This window comes from Anabaena sp. AL93 (assembly GCF_001672085.1).
In the GTDB taxonomy this organism is placed as follows: domain Bacteria; phylum Cyanobacteriota; class Cyanobacteriia; order Cyanobacteriales; family Nostocaceae; genus Dolichospermum; species Dolichospermum heterosporum.
Genome location: NZ_LJOU01000020.1, coordinates 1 through 23,880 on the forward strand (window position 1 = coordinate 1; position 23,880 = coordinate 23,880).

Below are 23,880 nucleotides of genomic sequence, written 5' to 3' on the forward strand. Positions count from 1 at the left end.
CTACTCCCCCTACTCCCCCTACTTCCCCTACTTCTGACTCCTGACTCCTGAATTCTGCTGTAAAATATATGAAAATTATTTCTTGTTCTCAACAACAGTGCTACGCTTGACGGTATTCGGGGCAATGGCACGATAAAATTCTATAACGATAAAATGTAATAAAGGTCTAAATGGCAGAAACACTATTTTTCAACGCCCTGCGGGAAGCTATTGACGAAGAAATGGCACGCGATTCTAGCGTATTCGTTCTGGGTGAGGACGTGGGACACTACGGCGGTTCTTATAAAGTTACTAAAGACTTACACCAAAAGTATGGTGATCTGCGAGTTTTAGATACCCCCATTGCAGAAAATAGCTTTACAGGTATAGCTGTAGGGGCTGCTATGACTGGGTTAAGACCGATTATTGAAGGGATGAATATGGGCTTTTTGCTCCTCGCCTTCAACCAAATTTCTAACAACGCGGGTATGTTACGCTACACTTCCGGTGGTAACTTTAAAATCCCTATGGTGATTCGTGGTCCTGGGGGTGTGGGTAGACAGCTAGGTGCGGAACATTCCCAACGTCTCGAAGCTTATTTCCAAGCTGTTCCTGGTTTAAAAATTGTGGCTTGTTCCACACCTTATAACGCTAAAGGACTGCTGAAAGCAGCTATCCGCGATGACAACCCTGTATTATTTTTTGAACACGTTTTACTTTATAATTTAAAAGAAGACCTGCCAGAAACAGAATATGTACTACCGCTAGATAAGGCTGAGGTTGTCCGTCAAGGTAAGGACGTGACGATTTTAACTTATTCGCGGATGCGGTATCATGTGCTGCAAGCTGTGAAAGCTTTGGAAAAACAAGGTTATGATCCAGAAGTTATTGACTTAATTTCCCTGAAACCTCTTGATTTTGAAACTATTGGCGCATCAATTCGCAAGACTCACCGGGTGATTGTTGTAGAAGAGTGTATGAGAACCGGGGGTATTGGTGCAGAATTAACCGCTTCGATTAATGACCGCTTATTTGATGAATTGGATGCACCTGTATTGCGGCTTTCTTCTCAAGATATTCCCACACCTTACAACGGTAATCTTGAGCGCCTAACTATTGTCCAACCAGAACAAATCGTAGAAGCCGTCCAGAAGATGATGGCTTTGCGAGTTTAGGTATTTGTCAGTTGTCAGTTGTTCGTTGCTGTGAACCAATAACCACTGACCACTGACTACTGACCACAAGAGGAACACGGTAGCGTTGGGAGCTTCGCGTCTTCAAACCGCAGGGGAAAACGCACACGGGCGAATTGATTGCCTTCAATATTCGTGATACAATTAAATTGTCACTAAAGACATAAAAAGCTACCGGGGGACTCTCGGAAAGTTACGCTTGTCAGAGATGATTCTGCCAGTAATGGCAAACAGGATCAGGGCAAGAACCGTACATCTAAGGTAATACCTGAAAAGCGGATATTATTCGAGCAGTTGTCTTGACAATTATTCGATTAAGAATCCCCGCGTCTTTAGACCGGGGAGTGTCAACTCAAACTTCTACTCACAACGCAATCAAAGAACGTTATTATAACCTTTGTTAGTTGTGAGTGATAGTATGCAAAAACAGCGATCGCTATTAGCGTTAATTATAGTTTTGGTCATCGCCGCTATTACGGTGATTGTGACAATTCCTGTCCCCTTGGGATTAGATTTACGGGGCGGCTCACAGCTTACTATTCAGGTGAAACCAACGGCGGAAATTCCCCAAATCACCGAACGAGAATTGGAAGCTGTGAAAAAAGTAGTCGAAGGGCGAATTAATGGTCTTGGTGTTTCTGAGCCATTAATTCAAACTATCGGTACAGATAAGATATCCGTACAACTACCGGGTGTCAATGACCCAGAACAAGCAGAACGAGTATTAGGTGGTACAGCACAATTAGAGTTCCGTGTCCAAAAACCGAATACAGAAACACAACTTTTTGCTTTCCAGATTACACGCAACGATCTGAAAACTAAGCGAGAAGAGTTGAAAAAATCCAAAGATCAAGCCGCGATTGATAAAAATAAGGAAGAGTTTCAAAAGAATAATCAAGCGATCGCCGAATTGTTTGAAAGTACCAACCCACCCCTCACTGGCAAATATCTCAAGGATGCCTACGGTGAACCCAATCAAGGCACTAACTGGAATGTAGCTATCCGTTTTGACCAAAAGGGTGGAGAACTCTTTGCTGGACTGACAAAAGACCTGGCTGGAACAGGTCGGAGTATCGGTATTTTTCTGGATAATGAAATGATCAGTTCACCCACCGTAGGACCAGAACACGCTGCTACTGGAATCACTGGTGGTTCTGCTATTATTACGGGTCGTTTTCAAGCCCAAGAGGCTAATGATTTAGGGGTACAATTGCGCGGTGGTGCATTACCCGTTCCTGTGGAAATTGCGGAAAGAAGAACAGTAGGCGCTACTTTAGGAAAAGATAGTATTCAAAGAAGTATCTACGCTGGTATTGGTGGTCTGACTTTAGTATTAATATTTATGGTGTGGTACTATCGCCTACCGGGAATGATAGCCAATGTTTCACTAATAATTTACTCCATACTGACTTGGGCTGCATTTTGTTTACTAAGTGTTACCCTCACTTTGCCGGGAATTGCAGGTTTTATTCTCAGTATTGGTATGGCTGTTGATGCTAACGTCTTGATTTTTGAACGCACCAGAGAAGAATTACAAGCAGGTAAATCTTTATATCGTTCTGTAGAATCTGGTTTTTACCGCGCCTTTTCCAGTATTTTAGATAGTAACGTTACTACCTGGATTGCTTGTGCTGCATTATTTTGGTTAGGTTCAGGATTAGTCAAAGGCTTTGCACTTACCTTAGCTTTAGGCGTAGGGGTGAGTATGTTTACCGCAATTACTTGTAGTCGCACATTGATGTTTTTAGTTATTTCTATTCCCTCTTTGCGGAACACACAACTTTATGCTCCTAATGTGCCAGTAGCAAATAAGACAGGAGTGGCACAATGAGACTAGATATTAACAAGGCACGGGGTACTTGGTGGACTATTTCCGCTGTGATTATCCTGGTGGGGATCATCTCCATGGTGATATCCACACTCAATCCCAGCATCAAAGCACCTCTGCGTCCCAGCTTAGATTTTATCGGCGGAACCAGGTTGCAATTCGTGCGGGACTGTGGCAAACCTGGTAACTGTGACCAACCCATAGATATTAACCTAGTTCGAGAAGTCGCCAAATCCCAAGGACTTGGAGACAGCAGCATTCAGTTAATCTCGGAAAATGGACAGGAAAATGGCATTACCATTCGCACCAAAAACCTGGAAACAGAACAGCGGAGTAATTTGCAAAATGCCTTAACTGAAAAAATTGGCACTTTCGACCCCCAAAAAAATCAAATTGACTCCGTTGGTGCAACTTTAGGAAAGGAATTATTTACTTCGGGAATCTTAGCTTTAATAGTTTCTTTTGTCGGGATAACTGTTTATATGGCTTTCCGGTTTCAGTTGGACTATGCCTTATTAGCTATTGTGGCTTTGTTTCACGACATTCTGGTAACAACTGGAGTTTTCTCAATTTTAGGGTTAGTTTTCGGCGTTGAAGTAGATAGTCTTTTCATTGTTGCTTTGCTAACTATCACAGGGTTTTCAGTCAATGATACTGTGGTAATTTATGACCGCATTCGGGAAACTATTAAACTCCATCCTGAACAACCAATTGCTGAAATTGTTGATGATGCAGTTAACCAAACTTTGTCTAGGTCAATCAACACCACTTTAACAGTTTTATTAACACTATCTGCTATTTTCCTGTTTGGTGGAGAAACCCTCCATTATTTCTCTTTGGCTTTAATGGTAGGCTTTTTAATGGGAGCTTATTCTAGTATCTTCATTGCTAGTACACTCCTGATTTGGTGGCGAGAACGCAGTGAAAATTACTCAGTTGACAACTCTGTAAGTTCTCCAGAAATTTAAATTTCACTCACTCCTAGCCTCTGGCTTCACTCGTTCCTAGCCTCTGGCTGGGAATGTCTCCGTTGAGGCTCTGCCTCCTTACTACACTAAACCCCTTGTATCGTAATAAGGAGAGAAAAGAGTAAAATCTTAACTCAAGCAACAGAATAGGTTTTTCGTGATTTTACAAAAGTCCATGTCCCAACCGTGTTGAGTATAACTAGCGGCAGAGCCGCAATGATGAGCATTCCCAGTCGGAGACTGGGAACGAGATTTTATCGGCGCACAGTATATCTTTCCTATGGATAAACCTGAAGAACCACAAATTGAACCAGAGACAGTGGAATTAGACCCGGCTTTTGCTCAACAATTACAAAAACTACATAGGCTAAGAGTATATGGCAGATGGTTATTTGCCAGTTGTTTGTGGCTGACTATTGCCCCTTTTTGCTTATGGAATTTACGAACTGAAATTTCTTTGTTACAAGAATATTTTACCTGGGTAGGACTACGATATACACTGATTTTTCATCCTCTATCTACACTGGGTTTAAGTTTATGTATTGGTATGACGACTTCTGTTTTAGTTTGGCAAAGTCGTAATATTATATGGGGATTACCATTACAAGAACAGGAAAATTTAAAAAAGCAACTTTATCGGATTCGTCAACAAGGATCTTCTCATCCTTTATGGAAATGGGTTTGTCAATAATCAGGGAATAGGCACGAAGCGAAGTCATTTAGGGTGCGTAATTTACAGGAATAACTCAAATGTCATATAGTGAATTTACTCTAGACAAAGTTAGAAAAGCCTTTGCTTTAACGATTATAGATAAAGTTAATATTTTTGCATCTATCCCAGAAATTGAATGTCCAGATTTACTAACAGAAGTATTAAAAGAAAATCTACCTTTAGCACTTGCTAGTAATACTGAAAAATCCCGTTCTGAAATGATAATTGCACCGATTTTAATAGCTGCTAGAAAATATTTAAACAATCAAATCAGTTTATTTTCAGGGATTGATTTTACAGTAGACACTGAACAAGGATTAAACGGTAATTGTGATTTCATTATTAGCCGTTCACCTGAATTATTAATTATTAATGCTCCCGTTGTCACAATTGTAGAAGCTAAAAAAGAAAATATTAATGCAGGTTTAGGACAATGTGTAGCAGAAATGATAGCCGCCAGAATGTTTAATGAACGTGAAGGTAATAATATTCAAACAATTTATGGTACTGTCACCACTGGTACTAACTGGAAATTTTTAAAACTTATTAATCAAGTGGTAGAAATTGACTTGACAGATTATTATATTAATAATATCGGTAAAATTCTCGGTATTTTATCTAGTATCGTGATGGAATAGGTATTGTATATGCCTCTGGAGTCAATTACTGCTGAACAAAGAACGGTTTTATATAACGTTAGCTGGGATACCTTTGAAGCCAGAAGTGTTGAATGTTAAGATTTTGAGGATTGTGTCCAAGTTGTGCATTGGTATTGGTGATACCAAATTTGATCAATTAATGACTCTATTCTCAATAGACAATGGATTTTACCTGGGTAAAACGCAAAGATTGTAAAGTTTTATTGCAGGATTCAACACTTGTGCTTTGAAGCCTTGTTGAAAGATACAGGTGAGGATAGGAGAACGTTTAGCGGCCAAACTAAGAGAATTGAATATTGACCCTGACATTTTATAAAAAAATACACTTTGTGTAGGTTGGGTTGACCCAAGGAAACCCAACATTTCAATACGTAATGATCACGTTTTAAGCTTTGTGTAGGTTGGGTTGACGCAAGGAAACCCAACATTTAAAATATTCGATTAATTTTGCACTGAAGACTTAGAACTGATTATTTTTGATGAAACATCAAACTTAACCATCTCACAAAACCATTAAAATCATTCCTAATTTATGGGGCGCCTAAAATTGAATATTAATAGTATCAGAAAACCAATCATCATTAATTAACTGTTCTAAAGTATAAGGACATTGCTCAGGAAAAGTGTTTTTCTTTAATCCTGTTTTTGCTATCACATACTTAATAGCTTTTTGATAATTATTTTCTTTTTCTTCGTTTAGGTGTTTTCTTAAATTCCTAGTCATATCTGTTTCTAATTCATTGCGGAAATTAACAATTTCTGCTGCCCAACGACGACGATTTATACTTTCTGCTTCCCAATATTCAATTAATAATAAATGAATGATGATTTGTCTCAAATAACTTTCCCCACTACGTTTAGTATCTCTAACCAAATTTTCTAAAACCTCACTTAAACTATCTAAATCTAAATCATTTAATTGATCATTTTTTATTTGTTCCAAAGTCATCTCATACCAGGCTAAATAGTCTGATTTATATAATTTTTTTAAGTTATTTGTGCTTAAAGTTTGCATATTTCCACCTCAAAAAATAATATAATTTGATTATACCCCATAAAAATCCTCATGCAGAATTTCCTAATTTAAGTAGGTGAGCGTTGAAAATTGTCGTTATGGCAAGGCAAAAGGCAAGAGGCAAGAGGCAAGAGTGAAGAGGGTTTGGGCGATTTTACATTTCTTTACACAGTTTGGTTTTATTGTGTTCACCTACTTACAGTGCTTTGCGGTGCTAATTTGAGTTTTTGCAGTTCTTCCTCAAGGTTTTGCAGTCGATCTAACATCTGTTGAAATTCTTGTGCTTCCTGCACTACAACCTCAGCTTTGCCATTGACAGTCAGCACCAGTGGGGATTTTGTAGACTTAATTTTCTCTACGTAGTCTTTGGCGTTACGTTTGAAATCGGTAAGAGTTTGGATATTTTGGAGATTAATTCTAGTTTGCATCGCATCTAATAAAATGCTGAATAATACACATTATAAGATTTTTTGTAGCTATTTCTGCTATAGCTACCCAAGAGATTTAGAATATAAAAAAACTTATTTGAGTAAAGTGACTCAAAAAAACGTAAATCATCATGGGGAAGTCCCACAAAGCAGCAATACTACTTATTATTCCCTGCTAGGACTCCATCCCGGAGCATCAGTAATTGATATTCGTCGTGCTTATCGGGAACTGAGTAAACTCTATCATCCAGATACGACAGAATTACCTGCTAATATTGCTACGGCTCAATTTCAGCAAATCAACACAGCTTACGCTACCCTGAGTAATCCAGAACGGCGCTTAAACTATGATTTAAAAATTGGCTATTCTCGATTTGGTGTCATTCAAGTCCCACCAGATTTAAATCACTCCGTGCATAAACCCTACGATTTTTCCAAATCAATGTATTTGGATGCAAGCGATCGCCCCTTGTCTGCTGGAGAAATATTTGTATTATTTATTTTGGGGTTAACCATTGTTGGTTGTATGCTATTAGCTCTGGCGATCGCCATTCTCCGTGGAGAAGCAATTAGTTAAACTCAATTTCCCAACTCTAAAATCACCAATAATTCTGAATTGAACTGCTTATGCTTGCCGCTGATACACCCCTGTATAGTCACTCTTTACCACAAATCGAACAATGGCTAAAAAACCAAGGTTGTCAACAAGACGATACCCAACTACATTGTTGGCGTGTCCAAAGATCTAGTTGGGAAGCGGAACTTTGGTTAGATACTGAACAAATTACAGTTCGCTATTTTCAATCAGGAGAAAACCGTCAAGATATACAACGTTCCTTTAAATATTCCCTGAGTCGGGAAGACATTGAAGAAGCCGTTTTTTCAGGACCATAATCTGGGGGAGGTAGGGGCGCAGGGCCTGCGCCCTCTTGAATTGATTGATAATTGTCACACCTTCCCAAACCGACGTTCTCGTTGTTGATAAGCAGATAAAGCTCGATGAAACTCATGACGGTTAAAATCCGGCCAAAGAATATCAGAAATATAAATTTCACTATAAGCCATTTGCCAAAGTAGGAAATTAGATAATCGCATTTCCCCACTGGTGCGAATTAATAAATCTGGATCTGCTATTCCAGCCGTATATAAATGAGCTTCAAATACTTCTTCAGATATATCATCAGGCTGTAGTAAATCTTCTTTAACCTTTTGAGCGATCGCCCGACAAGCCTGTAAAATCTCCTGCCTACCCCCATAATTAGTCGCAATTGTAAACCGGATACTCTGATTATCCTTAGTTTGATCCATAGAATGGGAAATCTCAGCCTGAAGAGCCTGTGGTAAAGCCGATAAATTACCCACAAACTGAATTTGCACATTTTCCTCCACCATTTCCCGCAGTTCTTGGCGTAAAACGCGTTGAAATAGATTCATCAAAAATTCCACCTCCTCCTCTGGTCTTTGCCAATTCTCCGTTGAAAAAGCATAGGCAGTTAGAGCTTTAATTCCCCAGTCCTTGCAACAGCGCAGCAAATCCTTGAGAGCATCGACACCAGCCTTATGACCCATAATGCGGGGTAGACCACGACTTTTTGCCCATCGGCCATTACCATCCATAATTACCGCAACGTGCTGAGGTAGTAATTGTTGTTTTAAATCAAGAGGTAAATATTGCAATTCAGTTTGTTGTGTTTTCATTTTTTATCTTGAGAAGCGGTCGTACCCCTACGGGTAGCGTGTCGAAGGCAAGGTAAGCCAAGTAACCGGGACATTAATTTTAGTGATTGATCACCAAGTTGACGAACTAAACTTAAAAGACCAGGTGCATGAGCCTCCCGATCTACAGTCGGAGAAAATCGAGTTTCTAAAGACTCTTTGAGCTTTTTAATAGTTAGTGGTCTATATAGAGTTCCCTTTTCCGCTAAGGAAATAGAACCCGTTTCTTCTGATACAACAACACAAATACAATTTTCGACCCTTTCAGTAATTCCCATTGCCGCCCGATGGCGTGTTCCCAACTGCCGCGACGCTGTGCGTCCTGAAAGTGGTAGAATTATACCAGATGACACAATGCGCGAACCACGAATTAACGTTGCTCCATCATGTAACAAAGTTTTTGGTTGAAAAATAGTTTGGATCAGTTCTTTAGAAACTTCAGCATTTAGTTTCACTCCTGGGACTGAAAAATCCTGTTCTTCGATAGGTCCTGTGGTTTCTAAAATTAGTAAAGCGCCAATACGATTTTTTGATAACTCTTTAATTGCATCAACAATTTCATCAATTACACTATCTGACTTAGGAATTGCTCTGGCATTATTTTGAAATAATTGCCAAAATTCGCCACGTCCCAATTGTTCCAAAAAACGGCGAAATTCTGATTGCAGTGCCACAGCCATAGCCACAGCACAGCCAATCACCAATTTTTCGAGAACAAAATTTAGCAAAGGTAATCCTAACTTGCCACTGAGCGCCGAGCAAAGCATTAAGACTATAAACCCTCGCACCATCCATAATGTGCGCCGTTCACTAATAATCACCAGGATCATGTATGTCAGTGCCAGCACCAACACCATATCCAGAGTCCCAAGGAGCAAGGACTGCGACCAATCTCCCAGGTTTATCAGCCATTGCTTCCACCAATCTCTCATGACATCTGGATTCTTATAGTCATTTGTCAGTTGTCAGTTGTCAGTCGTCAGTTGTCATTTGTGATTTTTTAACCACTGACCACTGACCACTGACTACGGACTATTTAAGTCTTTCTGGTAGGCGATCTTGTCGAATCAAGTCTTGATAAGTTTCGCGTTGCAAAATTAAATTTGCTTCGCCATTTGCCACTACAACTGCTGCCGGTCGAGGGAGGCGATTGTAGTTAGATGCCATACTGTAATTGTATGCACCAGTTCCCATAACTACGAGAATATCATTTGCTTCAGTTTTTGGCAGTTGGGCATTTTTAATCAGAATATCTCCTGATTCGCAATGTTTACCCGCCAATGTCACAATTTCGGTGCAAGGATCAGATATTTTATTCGCAACCACCACCCGATAAACTGATTGATAGGTAATAGGACGCGGATTATCTGACATTCCGCCATCAATCGCCACGTAGGTGCGAATTTCAGGAACCACCTTGGTAGCGCCAACCGTGTAAGCAGTGACACAAGATGTGGCAATGAGCGATCGCCCTGGCTCACAGAGTAACTTTGGTAAAGGCAAGTTTTCCGATGTACAAGCAGCTTGTACAACCTCACAAATTGCCTTAGACCATTCGGCAATGCTTGGTGGATCATCAGATTCTGTATATTTAATCCCTAAACCACCACCAACATTTAATTCTGTCACCTGCAAACCATGTTTAGCCGCATCTCTTAACCACTGCACCATTACAGCGGCTAAATCTCTATGTGGTTGACGTTCAAAAATTTGTGAACCAATATGAGCGTGTAACCCCACACAGTTTAAACTAGGCTGTTGACTCACAAAAGTAAACACCTCTTGTAAATCATGGGGATCAAAACCAAATTTACTATCTAAGTGTCCAGTGCGAATATATTCGTGAGTATGGCATTCTATCCCAGGAGTTAAGCGTAGCATGATCCGAATGGGCGAAAGAAAAGAATTTTCCGTTTTCTCCCCTGCTATTTTCACCAGCATATCTAATTCATGCCAGTTATCCGCTACGATAGTACATCCAGACTGAATCGCTAAAACCAACTCATCATGAGATTTATTATTTCCATGTAAGTAAATTTTATCAGGACTCATACCCGCATTCAACGCAGTATAAAGTTCGCCACCGGAGACTACATCAATTCCTAAACCTTCTGAGGCAACAATGGCACAAACCGCTAAACAATTCCATGCCTTAGAAGCATAAAGTACCTGAGATTCTCCCTTGTAATATTCCTTAAAGGTATCTCGATATTGCTTACAAGCTGTCCGCAGGGTTTCCTCATCTAAAATATATAAAGGTGAAGCAAACTGTTCAACTAGGGTTGTGACATCACACCCACCGATTTCTAGATGATCATGATCATTAACTCTCGCCGTCAAAGGTAAGAGTTGTTGATTAGGAGAAATATCAGCACTGTCACCGCTTGTTGACTGTAAATATTGACGGCCAGAAAGTTGAACTTCGACGGGGTAAGTCGATACCATAACTAATAAGAGTTGTCTTTGTGAAAAATCAGGCCATGAGTATATGTCCTGATTTCCAGTTTACCCTCTCATTGGTATGGTAATGGATAATTGGTAATTGATAATTAACCTTCCTCAATCCTCAAAAATTGTGATTTCATCCGACTTAAAAATTCAACCTTTAACCACAGATAATTTAACTGAACTATTAGAACTAGATAAAGCCTGTTTTGATGGTTTATGGACTATGGAAGGCTACCTGCGGGAGTTAGAAAGTCCTAATAGTCATTTTTTGGGTTTATTTTCACCTTTTAATCACTCCGAATTGTTAGGAATGGGGTGCTTTTGGTCAATTTTAGAGGAAGCACACATTACAATTTTGGCAGTTCATCCCCAATATCATGGTCAAGGACTGGGAAAAGCTCTATTATATTCCCTTCTGCAAACTGCGGCTGATATTGGTTTGGAGAGAGCTACCCTCGAAGTCCGTGATTCTAACCACGTTGCTATTTCTTTGTATCAAAAATTTGGTTTCAAGACTGCGGGAAAACGACGGGGTTATTACAAAGATAACAATGAGGATGCCTTAATTCTCTGGCTGTCTGAACTACAACAACCACATTTTCTCAAAAATCTAGATCAATGGGCAACTTTCATGAATTCACCCTTCTAGTGGTCTGTCAATCCAAAAATGACGGGTAAAGGCAAGTAGGGGGAGAAGAGGGGTAGGGGAGTAGGGGAGGGAAAACAGAAGTTTTTCCTATTATTACCCGTCAAAATAAATTTGACGAACTACTATATTCCAACTGACAACTGACAACTTCCTAATCTTCCAGTGATTGGGATTGCACTTCAACGGCTTTCACATCAATTGTTCCTTCTGGTGTGAAGCGTTGGAATTGAAAGTCTTTCACTAATAATTGTTCACCACAGTTAGCACATTGTACTTGGCTGTTATTTATCCCTGTTAATTCATACCCACAGACAGGACACTGGTTAGTAACTAAATTCTTTTGTAACCACCAGCGAAACCCAAAGAATGCTATCACAGGCAAAAGAAACAGTAAACCCAAAATAATTACCAAGGAATTAACTAACCAGCCCAATCCCAATGATGCTAATAACCAGGCGATCGCTAACAGGGTTAGCCAGGGGCGGATTTTCTCAAAATTAAATTGCAAGTTTTTAAAGGTCATGTCTCTTTCTCTGTGCTAATAAAATATTAATTCTTCTTTAAAAATTATTTCTTCGTAGAGAAAAAAGGTTTTTTAGTTTTCTCTGATTATAGCAAACACCACAAAATAACTAAAAATGTAATTATTTTGACTTTTAAATGCCGATTAGCTCACTAATTTTTAATTTTGCCGTTCTTCTAAACAATATTTAACAATTAACAGGCAATTTCTACTATCTGAATCACGTTCATATACAACTTTATCCGCCAAGCGGCGGAGTAAAAACCATCCATATCCACCCACTTGTAGAGTCCCCGGTTCTGGCTCAGTGATTACATCGGGATTAAATGGTTTTCCGTAATCCCAAATTCTCACCTCTAGCCTATCAGTCCATAAACTGACTTGAATTTCTATAGTTGTTTCCGGTGGTAAAGCATGATGAGCATGACGAACTGCGTTGGTAAAACCTTCTGCTAAAGCTAGGTTGAGACGATAAAGTTGGCTATCTGACCAGCCATATTTAGGTAAATATTGCTGACAGAATTCTTCAAACCATTGTTGTACTGGATTTAAGAGCTTAAGATCGCTCCTTACCGTCCGATGGTCTTGCTGCACTATGCTAAGCATTGACCGTGACTTAAATAGAAAGTAATTGAACAGTAGTGGTGTTTTTTGTGATTTGAGAAGTTCACATTTAGGAATGGTGATGATTAGATTAGAGATAAAACTAAATACTTTGGTTTTAACTCTATCCTCATCATTAATCAATACCTTGTCCATTTCCTGTAGGTTGGGTTAAGCGACAGCGCAACCCAACGCATTTGTTGGGTTTCATGCTTCAACCCAACCTACAAATCAAGGCTTTTTCTAATTTGGACAAGGTATTGTTAATGTGAAATAATCTTCCCGCAATTCTAGTAGTTCGTCAAATTTATTTTGACGGGTAATGATCGGAAAAAACTTCTGTTCTTCCCTCCTCTGCCCCGGTGCCTCTCTTCTCCCCCTGCTTGCCTTCACGCGTCATTTTCGGGTTGACAGACTACTAGTTCAGTTAGGAACGTGGATTTATTAACTTACAATTCTTGATAACGACCGTCTAACATTAGTTAGATTACATCTAACAAGATTTGCACTTTATTTAATCCTCATTCCTTAGCGTCTGTTGATCTTCAAAAGTATATCTGTTTTAAAATACCAGTAACAATTAGACCATCAAATAATTATGGCTATTTGTTTGTCAGATATTATCCTGTATATACTCCTAAAAATCACAGACGCTACTAGATTTAGTGTTAACTTTAACTACCTTAGAATAATCCTAAAGTTAAGGATTTGTCTAATGGCATTGCAGCACCAATACCTAACCAGATGGTAACAAGAGTACCAAAAAGAAATACTGTTGTTGCTACGGGACGACGGAAGGGGTTTTGGAACTTATTCACGTTTTCCAAAAAGGGAACGAGAATTAATCCCAAGGGTACAGCAGCCATTGCTAACACACCTAATAGTTTACTAGGTAGTGAGCGGAGAATTTGGAATACAGGATATAAGTACCACTCTGGCAAAATTTCCAAAGGAGTAGCGAAAGGATTGGCTGGTTCACCGATCATCGCGGGATCTAGAGTTGCTAGAGCCACAATACAGGCGAAAGAACCCATAATGACGACTGGGAATATATAGAGCAAATCGTTGGGCCAAGCAGGTTCACCATAGTAATTGTGACCCATGCCTTGGGCAAGTTTAGCTCTCAATTTGGGATCGCTCAGATCCGGTTTTTTTTGGGTTGACATTTTTAAATGCGCTCTCCGGCTGAAGTGAAGTTAAAGTATTGGTGGAAGCTGTTAACAATGCAACTAGCTCAAGTTTCCGATAGTAGTTTATGTCTACAACTACAAGTTATTTTCTCTTTAGTTTAAAACAAACTACGATGATCTGGAAACACAAGTTTTGCCTATTTGCTAACAACTTTGATTACAAAGGTCCAGAAATACCTTGTTTGCGAATCATCAGGAAGTGGAACAACATGAAGACGGCAATTAACCAAGGAAGAACGAAGGTGTGAGCGCTATAGTAGCGGGTAAGTGTAGCTTGACCAACACTAGAACCACCACGGAGTAAATCGGAGATGAGAACGCCGACTACGGGAATGGCTTCTGGTACACCACTAACAATTTTTACAGCCCAGTAACCAACTTGATCCCAAGGCAGAGAGTAGCCTGTTACACCGAAGGAAACGGTGATAACTGCGAGGATAACACCACTGATCCAGGTTAATTCGCGGGGCTTTTTGAAGCCACCGGTTAGATAAACGCGGAATGTGTGGAGAATCATCATTAATACCATCATGCTGGCTGACCAGCGGTGAATGGAGCGAATTAACCAACCGAAGTTGACTTCATTCATGATGTACTCGACAGAAGAGAAAGCTTCAGCAACTGTAGGTTTGTAGTAGAATGTCATCGCAAATCCGGTGGCGAACTGGATCAGGAAGCATACTAGGGTAATTCCACCTAAACAGTAGAAGATGTTAACGTGGGGAGGAACGTATTTGGTGGTGATATCATCAGCAATTTCTTGGAGATCCAAGCGTTCCTCAAACCAGTCATAGACGTTAGCCATACAATCTTAAAGTCCTAAAAATAGATTGCGGTTGATAAGTTTTGTTATGCGAAGCTTAGTCAGCCATGACTATTCAACTAACCTCAGTTAGAGGGTTCGCTTCTCGCTTCATCCAAGAGAATGGGGTTCTATTTGTCCACGAGCGTAGATTTGGGTGTAACTCACCCTATTTTTGATAAATCTTCCCGTCTTCTTGTCTTTACGAGCCAACGCTAACTATGTTGACTCCAAAGATGATTTTATCGTTGATCAGGAAGAATGGGCAGCTCATAAATTTGGACTAGCAACTTTATGAGAAGAATGCACTTCTTCTATAAAAAAAGTAACATAGTCGAGAGATAGATTTCATCAGCAACTGAGCATTACAGAAATTTTTAGGGAATTTAAGTCTGAGATGGCACTGAAATTAGGGTTCATTCACAAACGGGTTTGGCGGCTAGGATGCTTACTGCTATTGCTTTTTGGTTTGGTGTTTGCAGGATATGTTCCGCCGGCTTCGGCTTTGACTCCAGAACAGAAGTTAGTTTATGAAGTATGGCGAATTGTTAATCGCTCTTATTTGGATGGAACTTTTAACCATCAAAGCTGGCTTGATGTGCGACAAAATGCATTAAAAGGACATTTTGCTAATCATGAAGCAGCCTATACTACTATTCAGGCGATGCTAAAGAGTTTGGATGATCCTTTTACCCGGTTTCTTGATCCTGAGAAATATCGCAGTTTGCAAGTTAGCACTTCTGGAGAGTTAACTGGTGTGGGATTACAAATTACTCTCAATCCCCAAACTGGTGTTTTGGAGGTGATTACACCCATTAATAATTCTCCGGCGGATAGGGCGGGTTTAAAACCACGCGATCGCATCTTGAAGATTGAGGGTTTATCTACAGAGAATCTGACTCTTGATGAGGCGGCGGCGCAGATGCGTGGATTAAGAGGCAGCGTGGTTACGCTTTTAATTGGCAGGGAAGGAGAACAGGATCAGGAGGTTATCTTGGTGCGCGATCGCATTTCGCTGAATCCTGTTGTTTTTGATTTACGATTATCCCCCCAAGGAACCAAGATTGGCTATCTATCACTGAGTCAATTTAGTGCCAATGCTGTTACTGAGTTGGCACAAGCTATTTCTATTTTAGAAAAAAAAGGCGCGTCTGCCTATATTCTTGATTTAAGAAATAATCCCGGTGGACTCTTACAAGCAGGAATTGAAACTGCTCGTTTATGGTTAGACTCTGGCACAATCGTTTACACTGCCAACCGTCAAGGCATTCAGGGAACCTATGAAGCCTTTGGACCGGCTTTAACGACAGATCCTTTAGTAATTCTCGTTAATAAAGGAACTGCCAGTGCCAGCGAAATTCTCGCGGGTGCATTACAAGATAATCATCGCGCCCAATTAATTGGGGAAACAACTTTTGGTAAGGGTTTAATTCAATCTTTGTTTGAATTGTCCGACGGTTCTGGTTTGGCGGTGACAATTGCTAAATATGAAACTCCTAACCATCGAGATATTAATAAGTTGGGAATTAAGCCTGATCAAATTATTTCCCAACCATCACTTAACCGAGAACAAATCGGCACAAAGACAGATACTCAATATCAGGCGGCTGTAGAACTTTTGAGTAAGAATTTGGTAATGGGTAATTGGTAATGGGTAATTGGTAGGAATTTCTTTCCCTATTCCCTATTCCCTATTCCCTATTCCCTATTCCCTATTCCCTATTCCCTCTTAACTGTCACCTGTCACCTGTCACCTGTCACCTAAATTCAAGTTGGTGATTTTTTGGTAAGCTTGGTCTATACAGGATTTACCTCTAAGGTAGCCTGTATTAGCGCCAGGGCATAAATAAGTTAAAGTTTGTGGTGTGAAGCGATCGCTTAATAACTTAACGCTTTTAAGTTGTCGTAGCCAATGAAAAGTTTTAGAAGTGCGTAGTGGCATAGGTTCACCATGCTGGTTAGGAAGTAAATGCCGTCCCGAAAATAACACGCCGTCAAATTCACGATAGTATAGACAAGAAGAGCCTGGAGAATGGCCTGGTGTCCAAATTATTTGTGTTGTGGCATTGAGAGTGAACTCATCAGTAAAAGTGGTGACAGTTGAACCGGGCAATAAATAGGCTTCTTGTTCTTGGATGAGAATTTCGCAATTTAAGATTTGCTGATATTCTGCGGCTTTACCAATAGCACCACGATGACTGATAAAAAACCACCGAATTCCCCCATGTAAGGACAAAAAATCCTGGTTTATTTGTTCTAAAGCTGGGCAATCTATGAGAATATTTCCTTCATTGCCGATAATGAAGTAAGATGTCCCTCCTAAAGTGTCCCGATTAGGTGGAAAGGCAAAAATACTGTTATTCGTAAAAATCAGAGGATTTTCTGGCGTTGACAGGCTTTTTGTCAGAATAGAACGTGGTGGTTTAGTCTTGTAACTCGACTGCTGGGGAAAAGAAGACATAAATGAAAAAACTCAAACTCAAGGAGTGGTGAACAATCAGGTTACAGTGTGTTTACCATGACTGTGAACCGTGATTGAAAAATTAAGGCGTGCAGTCTTGCTTATAATTAGAATCTGTAACAAAAATTATAGGTAAGTCATTCTATCAAAATATAGTGAAAATAATATGGCATTTTGGTTTCTCCTCCTTCTGGGGTCATTGACTTATTTAATGATGCAACAGAGCGTTGCACGGGCTACAAGAACCCCTGTATGGTTATTGTGGTTGGTTTTAATGACACCTGCATTTGTATTGACTGGTTGGACGCTGATATATGGTGTTAAACAAGCTCCCCCATCAGCGCTCATTCTTTGGGTATCGGGAGGTTGTTTATTATTATATTGGGTGTTGTTTAATCGGGGTCGGCAATTACCCGTAAATTCAGAAAATCAATCTCCAGAAAATCTATCACCATCCAATAATACTCCTCCTGTAGAAATAGCGCCCGTCCGTCCCATTAACGTAGCAGAAGAAAGTCAACTGCGAAATTGTTTTCCCTGGTCTGTATATTATGTCCAAAATATTGAGTATCGTCCCCAAGCGGTAATTTGTCGGGGACAGTTGCGAACTATGGCTAGTGCGGCTTATGAGCAGATTAAAACTAATATTGAAGGACAATTTGGCGATCGCTTTTTAGTCATATTTCAAGAAGGGATGAATGATAAACCCTTCTTTGTATTAGTTCCCAATCCTCAAGCAGTTAAACCAAATAACCAACAAGACGCAGAAAAAATTTCCGAACCAGTCTTAGCATTACTATTGTTAGTAGCAACTTTATTCAGCACCACTTTTATCGGCTTGAAAATTGCGGGTTTTAATATCACCCAACTAGAATCTGATTTCACATTATTTTTTCAGGGTTTACCCTATGCTTTGGGCTTAATAACTATCTTAGGAACTCACGAACTAGGTCATTATTTAACAGCGAAATTCTACAAAATTCGCACCACATTACCCTATTTTATTCCTATACCTTTTTTCTTAGGCACATTTGGTGCTTTTATTAAAATCCAGAGTCCCATACCTCACCGCAAAGCGTTATTTGATGTGAGTATTGCTGGTCCATTGGCAGGATTTATTATGACTATACCTTTATTAATTTGGGGTTTAGCTCATTCAGAAATAGTAGCTTTACCCGAAAAAACCGGACTTTTAAACCCCAATGCACTCAATCCTAAATATTCGATTCTATTAGCTTTACTCTCAAAGTTGGCTTTAGGAAGTGAATTAACTGCAAAATCTGCCATTGATTTACATCCAGTTGCAGTTGCAGGTTTCTTAGGATTAATTGTCACCGCATTAAATTTGATGCCTGTGGGACAATTAGATGGTGGTCACATTGTTCATGCTATGTTTGGACAACGAACTGCTGTGATTATTGGTCAAGTTGCCAGATTATTATTACTAATGCTTTCGTTTATCCGAGAAGAATTTTTATTTTGGGCAATTATTTTATTATTTGTTCCCTTAGTTGACGAACCTGCTTTAAACGATGTCACGGAATTAGATAATAAACGTGATTTTATGGGATTAATATCAATGGCTTTGTTACTGTTGATTGTTTTACCATTACCCAAAGTTTTAGCTAATTTGTTGCATATATAGGAATCCGGTTTGATTCTGTGAATTTTCCTGCGTAGGAAGGCAAGAGGCAAAAGGCAAGAGGCAAGAGGCAAGAGGATTTGAGAATATGAAGGTGTACCGAGTTTTGTATGGCTACGCCACGCAAGCTATCAAAAATCAAATAGGAGTCCTATATAAATGTAATTAAGAGGCAAGAGGTAATGACCAATGACCAATTACCCATTACCCATTACCAACCTCAATATTGTAGTCTAGGATTCTTGTGAATTAGCGGCTTCAGTAGCCTTTTTAGAAGCATCTGTGCTACCCATACGGATTTCAGAAGTGAAGGAAGCCATACTAAAGCCACCAAAACGCTTTAGCACACTTACTCGCATCCGTAAATTAGGACTGGCAAACCATAGTCTTTCTTCAGACCACATGGTTTCATACTCAGTAATTAGAGTTAAAGCACCATCGTCACCGATTTTATAGCTACCAGCAACGGGGGCTTTTTCGGCATAACCCATTTCTCGGAGTAATTTACCTTCATCTGGGTTATCTGTATTGGGGACTGTGACTAAAACAGTCGAACCCTGATGTTTTTCTTCATCCCATTCCATTGTGCCATTCCAGATAACTCGCGCCCCACAGGAAGCCGTATTTGGCGCAATTTCATACTGTTCACACAGTTTAATTACTTCTGGATGATCAGCGGCTAACATCTCAATTACAATGTCTGATTTGCCGTCTTCTGACTGTTTAAACGCTAAGTGGTGACTGGTGCGATGGGAAAACCATTTTCCAGCACTTAATTCAAAAAATTCTTCAATGTTCATAAATAAAGTTGTCCTGCATCACAATTTTAACAATGCCTTTTATTATAAGAGACCCGCGTCTTTAGACCGGGAAGTGTCAATAAAAACTAGGAGGCGACTTTAAGTAGGTGAACACAATAAAACCAAACTGTGTAAAGAAATGTAAAATCGCCCAAACCCTCTTCACTCTTGCCTCTTGCCTCTTGCCTTTTGCCTTGCCATAACGACAATTTTCAACACCAACCTACTTAAGTTCAACTCAGGTTGTTGGTTTCTTCAAGTCTTTGTAGAGAAATCCTGGCTGCTTCAGCAACGTTTTTATGACTATCTTTTTCTAGATATTTTAAGGCGGAGACACTTTTAGGAGTCGGTAAATTGCCTAAAGCCTCAGCTAGTCGTTGTCGCACTAACCAATCCTCTGATTGGGCAAAACGGAGAATATGTGTGACAGAATTTATATCGCGGATTTCTCCCAAAGCTGAAATAGCCGCTTGTTGGATGACTATTTCTTCGCTATTTAACGCTTGGATGAGAATATCATGGGCGCGAGGGTCTTTGATATTACCTAAAGATACGGCAGCACTAAATCGCACTAGCCAGTCCGTATCTTCATAAAATGCCCGTGATAGCACTTCTAAGGCTCTATTATCTTCTAGATACCCCAATGCACCGGCAGCATCAGCGCGGATGCCATAATCTGGATCTGTTTCTAAAATTTTCACGAGAATAGAATAGCACTCTGGGGTTTTTTTGATTCCTAGAGCGAATATTGCCATTGAGCGCAGTTGCAGGGATTCATCATCTAGAACCTTTTTAATTAAAGGGACTGCATCATCGGCAGATATGTGACGCAAACTAGCAAGAGCTACCATGCGATCGCGCAAATTTGGACTTTCTAACTGAGTCGCAATTACTTCTAAACTTGGAGCAGCCATTTATTTGACAGCAATTTCTTAATTTATCTTTACTTTAACGTAATTGGGGCAGTCTAAACTATGATTCTTGTGATTCTGATGATTTGGATGATTTTGGCGATGAAAACCCCATTAATCATCTAAATCAAAGAGATCACACAAATCATAGTTCAGACTTTGGTATGATATCGTCACTTAAATAACAGTAAAACTTCACACCTATACTGTGTCTTTAGCAAGAGGAGAATAGATCGGAATAGACGTAGGGTTAATGGAACGACTGTTAAAGACAGCGAAATTACCATTAGGAGAATGATCATGGTTTTAGTTAGCGATCGCCCGGGTACGAAAAAAATCACCAGCTTACAACAGCAGCTTATTTATGAAATGAACATCATGTTCGATGCTGAAAATCATTTCTTAGAAGCCCAGCAAATGATGTGGCAATGTTGTCAAAACAGTAAATTGAAAGCTGTAATTGAGCCACATATTCCAGAAACCGAACAGCATATCGAAAACCTGAAACAGGTTTTATCTATTTTAGGAGAGCAACCACAGCGAATTACCTGTGATCTTGCGGCTGGTTTAATTAGTGAAGGTCAAAAATTCGTCCTTTTAGCTGCCGATAATCCCAAAATTATAGACTTAGGATTGGCGGAATGGCATAGTAAAATTGAACAATTGGAAATAGCTTGTTATCGTAGTTTAATTAAGGTAGCGGAACAAATGGGACAAAACCAAGTTGTCCAGTTGTTAGAACAAAACCTACACCAAGAAGAACAGACAGCACAAAAGCTGGAACAGTTGATGATGCAGTTAGTTCAAGAAGCAAAGCAAACTGAAGCTAAGGCTACTGCTAAGGCTCGTTAGTATGATTGGTATGTTCTAAAAAACCCAGTTCATACTGAGTGTTTTTGGATATTATAATCCCCGATTTTTCATGCTTCGGGGATTTTAATTTGCGAATTTTGGCGTTGCTGAATTGAGGTATGAAATTCCCAAATTGAACCTTTAAAACTCAAACCTCAGTGCGTCTTTGCGCCTTTGCGTGAGACTAGAATTCATACCCTTAATCAGCAACGCCCGAATTTTCATCACTCAAATCTCAAAAATCTATAAATCAGGAGGCAGAATTACGTTATCAATTGCATGAACAACACCGTTACTACCTTGGATATCTGCCTGAGTTACTTTGGCATCATTTACAGTTACACCTGTAACTGGGTCAACTTTAACATTAATAGCACCCCCTTCTACGGTTTTCACTTCCCCAGATTTTAAGTCAGTGGAGAGGACCTTACCAGATACTACATGATAAGTTAATATCTTGACCAATACTTCCTTATTTTCTGGCTTCAATAAATCCTTTAATGCGTCCGCTGGTAGTTTTGCAAATGCTGCGTCTGTAGGAGCAAAAATGGTAAAAAGACCTTTTCCTTGTAAGGTTTCTGTAAGTCCCGCTGCTTTTAAAGCTTTAGCGAGAGTTTTAAAAGATTCATTCTTCTCAAGCAAAGTCACTAAATTCACTGATGTTGACTGGGTGGGTTTGCTAACTGGTGTAGTGGGGACTTCCCTTACTGGCTGGTTGGGTTCGGCGACCGGTGCGGTTTCACTAGGTTTGCTACCACGATTGTAAGGTGGTTCATTGAAAATATTTGGTCTGGGATTGCGGACTTCTTTGGCTGGAGATGGGATAGTAGTTAAAAGAGCGATACTCATTAATCCCATAATTGCTGTGATTTTGGGCAATAATTTGCTGTAATTAGCGTTCATAAATTTTGTTTATCTTGATTGCATACAAGTTATACCAAGATTTATCACATTTTGCCAACCAAAAAGGTTCTTGACTCAGGAACAAGATTTTTCGCAAAAATTGAGGTAAGGTGATCAAAGAATCTAGAAATCAGTGGTCAGGAGTAGGAATATTTATAATATCTAAGAGTTTGTTTGAAAAGTATTAGATGAAACCTATCCCCCCTTCCCTACCTCTCCCTAACTCTCTTCTAAGAGGCTATCGTGTACACACAAGTTAAATTACCCCCCTTAATCCCCCCGATGCTTTGGGGGGAAACCGGAAAAATTAGTTCCCTCCCCAAAGCATCGGGGAGGGTTAGGGTGGGGTAATTTGAGGAATAATGGTGATTTGATAACTTGTGTGTAGACCGTAGCTCCTAAGAGGAGAGGGAAAAGGAATAACATTTAATACTGGAGAGGTTTACCAGAGGGATTTATTTATACATTAAAAACTTTTCAAACATCCTCTAACAAGTTCAACACTTTTATGCTATTTTATGCTATGAACTATTGGGAAAATTTTAAGTATCTCGAACAGTGCTAAATCAATTTATGTCCATAAAAATCCGAACCCGATTGTTGCACAAATTCGAGTGATTTCCAACTTGATGGGCAACAACTTAACCCAGAAAATGGTAAATTTACAGGAAAAATGCTAAGAATTAAAGATACAATTATAAAACTAACGACTAAACAAGTTGCCGAATATACAATATGCTAGAACTATATCAGTGGGAACTATCTCAATTTTCCGAAAAAGTTCGTCTAATCCTAGATTATAAAGGACTAGAGTATCGCAAAATCGAAGTTGCACCAGGAATTGGCCAGTTAGAATTATTTCGTTTAACTGGACAAAAGCAAGTTCCAGTGTTAAAAGATGGCAATAGATATATTGCTGATTCTACAGAAATCGCTAAATATTTAGATTCAGAATACCCAGATTATCCCCTGATACCGATAGATCCCAAAAAACGCGCTTTGACTTTATTATTGGAAGATTGGGCTGATGAATCTATAGGTGTTAAAGGTAGAAAGGTTCTATTTGCAGCTATTAGTCAAGATCAGAGTTTTCGTAAGTCGTTGTTACCAGTTTCTACTCCAGATATTCTTAGAAGTGTTGTGGAAGGTGTTCCTAGTGATTTTCTGTCAGCACTGGGTTTTGGTGTCGGTTTTACCCCAGATGTGGTAAATGCGGCTGTTACTAGCTTAAAACAAGATTTGGATATTATTACCCAATTATTAGTGGGTAGTCCTTATTTAACAGGTGATGAACCAACTTTAGCTGATTTAACAGTTGCTAGTTTATCCATGCTTTTGAAGTTTCCTGATGGTGCTTATTTGGATTTACCTGTATCTCTCAGAGGGAAAGGGTTGTCGAGTATAGCCAATAATCCTGATTATGAAGCATTTTTCGCTTGGCGCGATCGCATCTACTCTCAATTTAGAAAACCATTACCAGGAATCACACCACCCGTAGGAAATTCACCCACAAGTATTCAAATTGATTAGGCAAGAGGCAATAGGCAAGAGGCAATAGGCAATAGGCAATAGGCAATAGGCAAGAAAAATATCAATAT

General features: G+C 39.6%; 24 protein-coding genes and 1 pseudogene. 12 read left to right on the forward strand and 13 right to left on the reverse strand.

The genetic code is table 11. The features are described from left to right. Positions 1-170 precede the first annotated feature (170 nt). The 5 genes from AN486_RS07145 (at position 171) to AN486_RS07165 (ending at position 5,318) form a co-directional block, all read left to right on the forward strand. Complete coding sequence (locus AN486_RS07145; RefSeq protein ID WP_039204864.1) at positions 171-1,154, forward strand: alpha-ketoacid dehydrogenase subunit beta; 984 nt, start codon at positions 171-173, stop codon at positions 1,152-1,154. Between the two features lie 436 nt (positions 1,155-1,590). Continuing rightward, the gene (gene secD, locus AN486_RS07150) at positions 1,591-3,003 is read left to right on the forward strand and encodes a protein translocase subunit SecD (protein WP_290599928.1); all 1,413 of its coding nucleotides are present in this window, start codon (positions 1,591-1,593) and stop codon (positions 3,001-3,003) included. After that, positions 3,000-3,968, forward strand: coding sequence for a protein translocase subunit SecF (gene secF, locus AN486_RS07155; protein ID WP_290599887.1), 969 nt, complete (start codon positions 3,000-3,002; stop codon positions 3,966-3,968). The genes secD and secF overlap by 4 nt, the downstream gene beginning before the upstream one ends. Before the next feature lie 280 nt (positions 3,969-4,248). Further along, positions 4,249-4,659, forward strand: a complete 411-nt coding sequence (locus AN486_RS07160) for a hypothetical protein (RefSeq protein WP_290599889.1) — start codon at positions 4,249-4,251, stop codon at positions 4,657-4,659. Between the two features lie 59 nt (positions 4,660-4,718). After that, positions 4,719-5,318: a hypothetical protein gene (locus AN486_RS07165; RefSeq protein ID WP_190383388.1), complete on the forward strand. Its 600-nt coding sequence runs from the start codon at positions 4,719-4,721 to the stop codon at positions 5,316-5,318. A 562-nt stretch (positions 5,319-5,880) separates the two neighbouring features. Here the strand turns inward: AN486_RS07165 and AN486_RS07170 are convergent. Continuing rightward, positions 5,881-6,354, reverse strand: coding sequence for a DUF29 domain-containing protein (locus AN486_RS07170; RefSeq protein WP_039204855.1), 474 nt, complete (start codon positions 6,352-6,354; stop codon positions 5,881-5,883). Positions 6,355-6,569: 215 nt separating this feature from the next. Then, a pseudogene (locus tag AN486_RS07175) lies at positions 6,570-6,782 on the reverse strand (type II toxin-antitoxin system Phd/YefM family antitoxin); the annotation flags it as partial. Positions 6,783-6,888: 106 nt separating this feature from the next. Between AN486_RS07175 and AN486_RS07180 the strand changes: the two are divergent. Together AN486_RS07180 and AN486_RS07185 are read left to right on the forward strand one after the other, a co-directional pair. Next, positions 6,889-7,359 (forward strand): J domain-containing protein, encoded by a 471-nt coding sequence (locus AN486_RS07180; RefSeq protein ID WP_039204865.1) that lies wholly within the window; start codon positions 6,889-6,891, stop codon positions 7,357-7,359. A gap of 50 nt (positions 7,360-7,409) precedes the next feature. Beyond that, entirely contained in the window at positions 7,410-7,676 is a 267-nt protein-coding gene (locus AN486_RS07185) for a DUF3143 domain-containing protein (protein WP_053540303.1), read from the forward strand. A gap of 54 nt (positions 7,677-7,730) precedes the next feature. Here AN486_RS07185 and AN486_RS07190 read toward each other — a convergent pair whose 3' ends face one another. From AN486_RS07190 to lysA, 3 genes are all read right to left on the reverse strand, one after another. Then, positions 7,731-8,480 carry an isoprenyl transferase gene (locus AN486_RS07190; protein ID WP_053540302.1) on the reverse strand — a complete coding sequence of 250 codons (750 nt, stop codon included), beginning with the start codon at positions 8,478-8,480 and terminating at the stop codon, positions 7,731-7,733. Beyond that, a complete protein-coding gene (gene cdaA, locus AN486_RS07195; RefSeq protein ID WP_053540301.1) occupies positions 8,477-9,430 on the reverse strand; it encodes a diadenylate cyclase CdaA in 954 nt (317 codons plus the stop codon). The genes AN486_RS07190 and cdaA overlap by 4 nt, the downstream gene beginning before the upstream one ends. Positions 9,431-9,530: 100 nt before the next feature. Then, a complete protein-coding gene (gene lysA / locus AN486_RS07200) occupies positions 9,531-10,943 on the reverse strand; it encodes a diaminopimelate decarboxylase (protein ID WP_053540300.1) in 1,413 nt (470 codons plus the stop codon). 130 nt (positions 10,944-11,073) lie between these two features. Between lysA and rimI the strand changes: the two genes are divergently transcribed. After that, positions 11,074-11,595: a ribosomal protein S18-alanine N-acetyltransferase gene (gene rimI / locus AN486_RS07205; RefSeq protein WP_168635059.1), complete on the forward strand. Its 522-nt coding sequence runs from the start codon at positions 11,074-11,076 to the stop codon at positions 11,593-11,595. A gap of 151 nt (positions 11,596-11,746) precedes the next feature. Here the strand turns inward: rimI and AN486_RS07210 are convergent, their stop codons facing one another. From AN486_RS07210 to petB, 4 genes are all read right to left on the reverse strand, one after another. Beyond that, positions 11,747-12,118: a hypothetical protein gene (locus AN486_RS07210; RefSeq protein WP_168635058.1), complete on the reverse strand. Its 372-nt coding sequence runs from the start codon at positions 12,116-12,118 to the stop codon at positions 11,747-11,749. Positions 12,119-12,277: 159 nt separating this feature from the next. Next, positions 12,278-12,724, reverse strand: coding sequence for an anti-sigma regulatory factor (locus AN486_RS07215; RefSeq protein ID WP_053540297.1), 447 nt, complete (start codon positions 12,722-12,724; stop codon positions 12,278-12,280). A gap of 680 nt (positions 12,725-13,404) precedes the next feature. After that, on the reverse strand, positions 13,405-13,887 hold the full coding sequence (gene petD / locus AN486_RS07220) for a cytochrome b6-f complex subunit IV (protein ID WP_053540296.1): 483 nt from the start codon (positions 13,885-13,887) through the stop codon (positions 13,405-13,407). 181 nt (positions 13,888-14,068) lie between these two features. Next, entirely contained in the window at positions 14,069-14,716 is a 648-nt protein-coding gene (gene petB / locus AN486_RS07225) for a cytochrome b6 (protein ID WP_015083377.1), read from the reverse strand. A 394-nt stretch (positions 14,717-15,110) separates the two neighbouring features. Between petB and ctpA the strand changes: the two genes are divergently transcribed. Beyond that, entirely contained in the window at positions 15,111-16,364 is a 1,254-nt protein-coding gene (gene ctpA, locus AN486_RS07230) for a carboxyl-terminal processing protease CtpA (protein WP_168635057.1), read from the forward strand. Positions 16,365-16,463: 99 nt separating this feature from the next. Here the strand turns inward: ctpA and AN486_RS07235 are convergent, their stop codons facing one another. Next, positions 16,464-17,174: a hypothetical protein gene (locus AN486_RS07235; RefSeq protein ID WP_053540294.1), complete on the reverse strand. Its 711-nt coding sequence runs from the start codon at positions 17,172-17,174 to the stop codon at positions 16,464-16,466. Positions 17,175-17,340: 166 nt separating this feature from the next. Here AN486_RS07235 and AN486_RS07240 point away from each other — a divergent pair, with 166 nt between their 5' ends. Then, positions 17,341-18,819 (forward strand): site-2 protease family protein, encoded by a 1,479-nt coding sequence (locus AN486_RS07240; protein WP_168635056.1) that lies wholly within the window; start codon positions 17,341-17,343, stop codon positions 18,817-18,819. Between the two features lie 230 nt (positions 18,820-19,049). On the opposite strand, the gene AN486_RS07245 is transcribed toward AN486_RS07240, so the two are convergent. Both AN486_RS07245 and AN486_RS07250 read right to left on the reverse strand, forming a co-directional pair. Then, positions 19,050-19,616 carry a phycobiliprotein lyase gene (locus AN486_RS07245; RefSeq protein WP_168635055.1) on the reverse strand — a complete coding sequence of 189 codons (567 nt, stop codon included), beginning with the start codon at positions 19,614-19,616 and terminating at the stop codon, positions 19,050-19,052. A gap of 233 nt (positions 19,617-19,849) precedes the next feature. Next, a complete protein-coding gene (locus tag AN486_RS07250) occupies positions 19,850-20,530 on the reverse strand; it encodes a HEAT repeat domain-containing protein (RefSeq protein ID WP_039200245.1) in 681 nt (226 codons plus the stop codon). Between the two features lie 297 nt (positions 20,531-20,827). On the opposite strand from AN486_RS07250, the gene AN486_RS07255 reads away from it, so the two are divergent. Continuing rightward, positions 20,828-21,379: a DUF892 family protein gene (locus AN486_RS07255; protein ID WP_053540292.1), complete on the forward strand. Its 552-nt coding sequence runs from the start codon at positions 20,828-20,830 to the stop codon at positions 21,377-21,379. A gap of 243 nt (positions 21,380-21,622) precedes the next feature. Here the strand turns inward: AN486_RS07255 and AN486_RS07260 are convergent, their stop codons facing one another. Further along, on the reverse strand, positions 21,623-22,282 hold the full coding sequence (locus AN486_RS07260) for a fasciclin domain-containing protein (RefSeq protein ID WP_053540291.1): 660 nt from the start codon (positions 22,280-22,282) through the stop codon (positions 21,623-21,625). Positions 22,283-23,017: 735 nt separating this feature from the next. Between AN486_RS07260 and AN486_RS07265 the strand changes: the two genes are divergently transcribed. Continuing rightward, the gene (locus AN486_RS07265) at positions 23,018-23,812 is read left to right on the forward strand and encodes a glutathione S-transferase family protein (RefSeq protein WP_053540290.1); all 795 of its coding nucleotides are present in this window, start codon (positions 23,018-23,020) and stop codon (positions 23,810-23,812) included. Positions 23,813-23,880: the final 68 nt, after the last annotated feature.

Excerpts from the sequence above, each read along its gene's own strand:
- AN486_RS07145 (WP_039204864.1), top strand. The coding sequence starts at position 171 with ATGGCAGAAACACTATTTTTCAACGCCCTGCGGGAAGCTATTGACGAA.
- secD (WP_290599928.1), top strand. The coding sequence starts at position 1,591 with ATGCAAAAACAGCGATCGCTATTAGCGTTAATTATAGTTTTGGTCATC.
- secF (WP_290599887.1), top strand. The coding sequence starts at position 3,000 with ATGAGACTAGATATTAACAAGGCACGGGGTACTTGGTGGACTATTTCC.
- AN486_RS07160 (WP_290599889.1), top strand. The coding sequence starts at position 4,249 with ATGGATAAACCTGAAGAACCACAAATTGAACCAGAGACAGTGGAATTA.
- AN486_RS07165 (WP_190383388.1), top strand. The coding sequence starts at position 4,719 with ATGTCATATAGTGAATTTACTCTAGACAAAGTTAGAAAAGCCTTTGCT.
- AN486_RS07170 (WP_039204855.1), bottom strand. The coding sequence starts at position 6,354 with ATGCAAACTTTAAGCACAAATAACTTAAAAAAATTATATAAATCAGAC.
- AN486_RS07185 (WP_053540303.1), top strand. The coding sequence starts at position 7,410 with ATGCTTGCCGCTGATACACCCCTGTATAGTCACTCTTTACCACAAATC.
- AN486_RS07190 (WP_053540302.1), bottom strand. The coding sequence starts at position 8,480 with ATGAAAACACAACAAACTGAATTGCAATATTTACCTCTTGATTTAAAA.
- cdaA (WP_053540301.1), bottom strand. The coding sequence starts at position 9,430 with ATGAGAGATTGGTGGAAGCAATGGCTGATAAACCTGGGAGATTGGTCG.
- lysA (WP_053540300.1), bottom strand. The coding sequence starts at position 10,943 with ATGGTATCGACTTACCCCGTCGAAGTTCAACTTTCTGGCCGTCAATAT.
- AN486_RS07210 (WP_168635058.1), bottom strand. The coding sequence starts at position 12,118 with ATGACCTTTAAAAACTTGCAATTTAATTTTGAGAAAATCCGCCCCTGG.
- AN486_RS07215 (WP_053540297.1), bottom strand. The coding sequence starts at position 12,724 with ATGCTTAGCATAGTGCAGCAAGACCATCGGACGGTAAGGAGCGATCTT.
- petD (WP_053540296.1), bottom strand. The coding sequence starts at position 13,887 with ATGTCAACCCAAAAAAAACCGGATCTGAGCGATCCCAAATTGAGAGCT.
- petB (WP_015083377.1), bottom strand. The coding sequence starts at position 14,716 with ATGGCTAACGTCTATGACTGGTTTGAGGAACGCTTGGATCTCCAAGAA.
- ctpA (WP_168635057.1), top strand. The coding sequence starts at position 15,111 with ATGGCACTGAAATTAGGGTTCATTCACAAACGGGTTTGGCGGCTAGGA.
- AN486_RS07235 (WP_053540294.1), bottom strand. The coding sequence starts at position 17,174 with ATGTCTTCTTTTCCCCAGCAGTCGAGTTACAAGACTAAACCACCACGT.
- AN486_RS07240 (WP_168635056.1), top strand. The coding sequence starts at position 17,341 with ATGGCATTTTGGTTTCTCCTCCTTCTGGGGTCATTGACTTATTTAATG.
- AN486_RS07245 (WP_168635055.1), bottom strand. The coding sequence starts at position 19,616 with ATGAACATTGAAGAATTTTTTGAATTAAGTGCTGGAAAATGGTTTTCC.
- AN486_RS07250 (WP_039200245.1), bottom strand. The coding sequence starts at position 20,530 with ATGGCTGCTCCAAGTTTAGAAGTAATTGCGACTCAGTTAGAAAGTCCA.
- AN486_RS07255 (WP_053540292.1), top strand. The coding sequence starts at position 20,828 with ATGGTTTTAGTTAGCGATCGCCCGGGTACGAAAAAAATCACCAGCTTA.
- AN486_RS07260 (WP_053540291.1), bottom strand. The coding sequence starts at position 22,282 with ATGAACGCTAATTACAGCAAATTATTGCCCAAAATCACAGCAATTATG.
- AN486_RS07265 (WP_053540290.1), top strand. The coding sequence starts at position 23,018 with ATGCTAGAACTATATCAGTGGGAACTATCTCAATTTTCCGAAAAAGTT.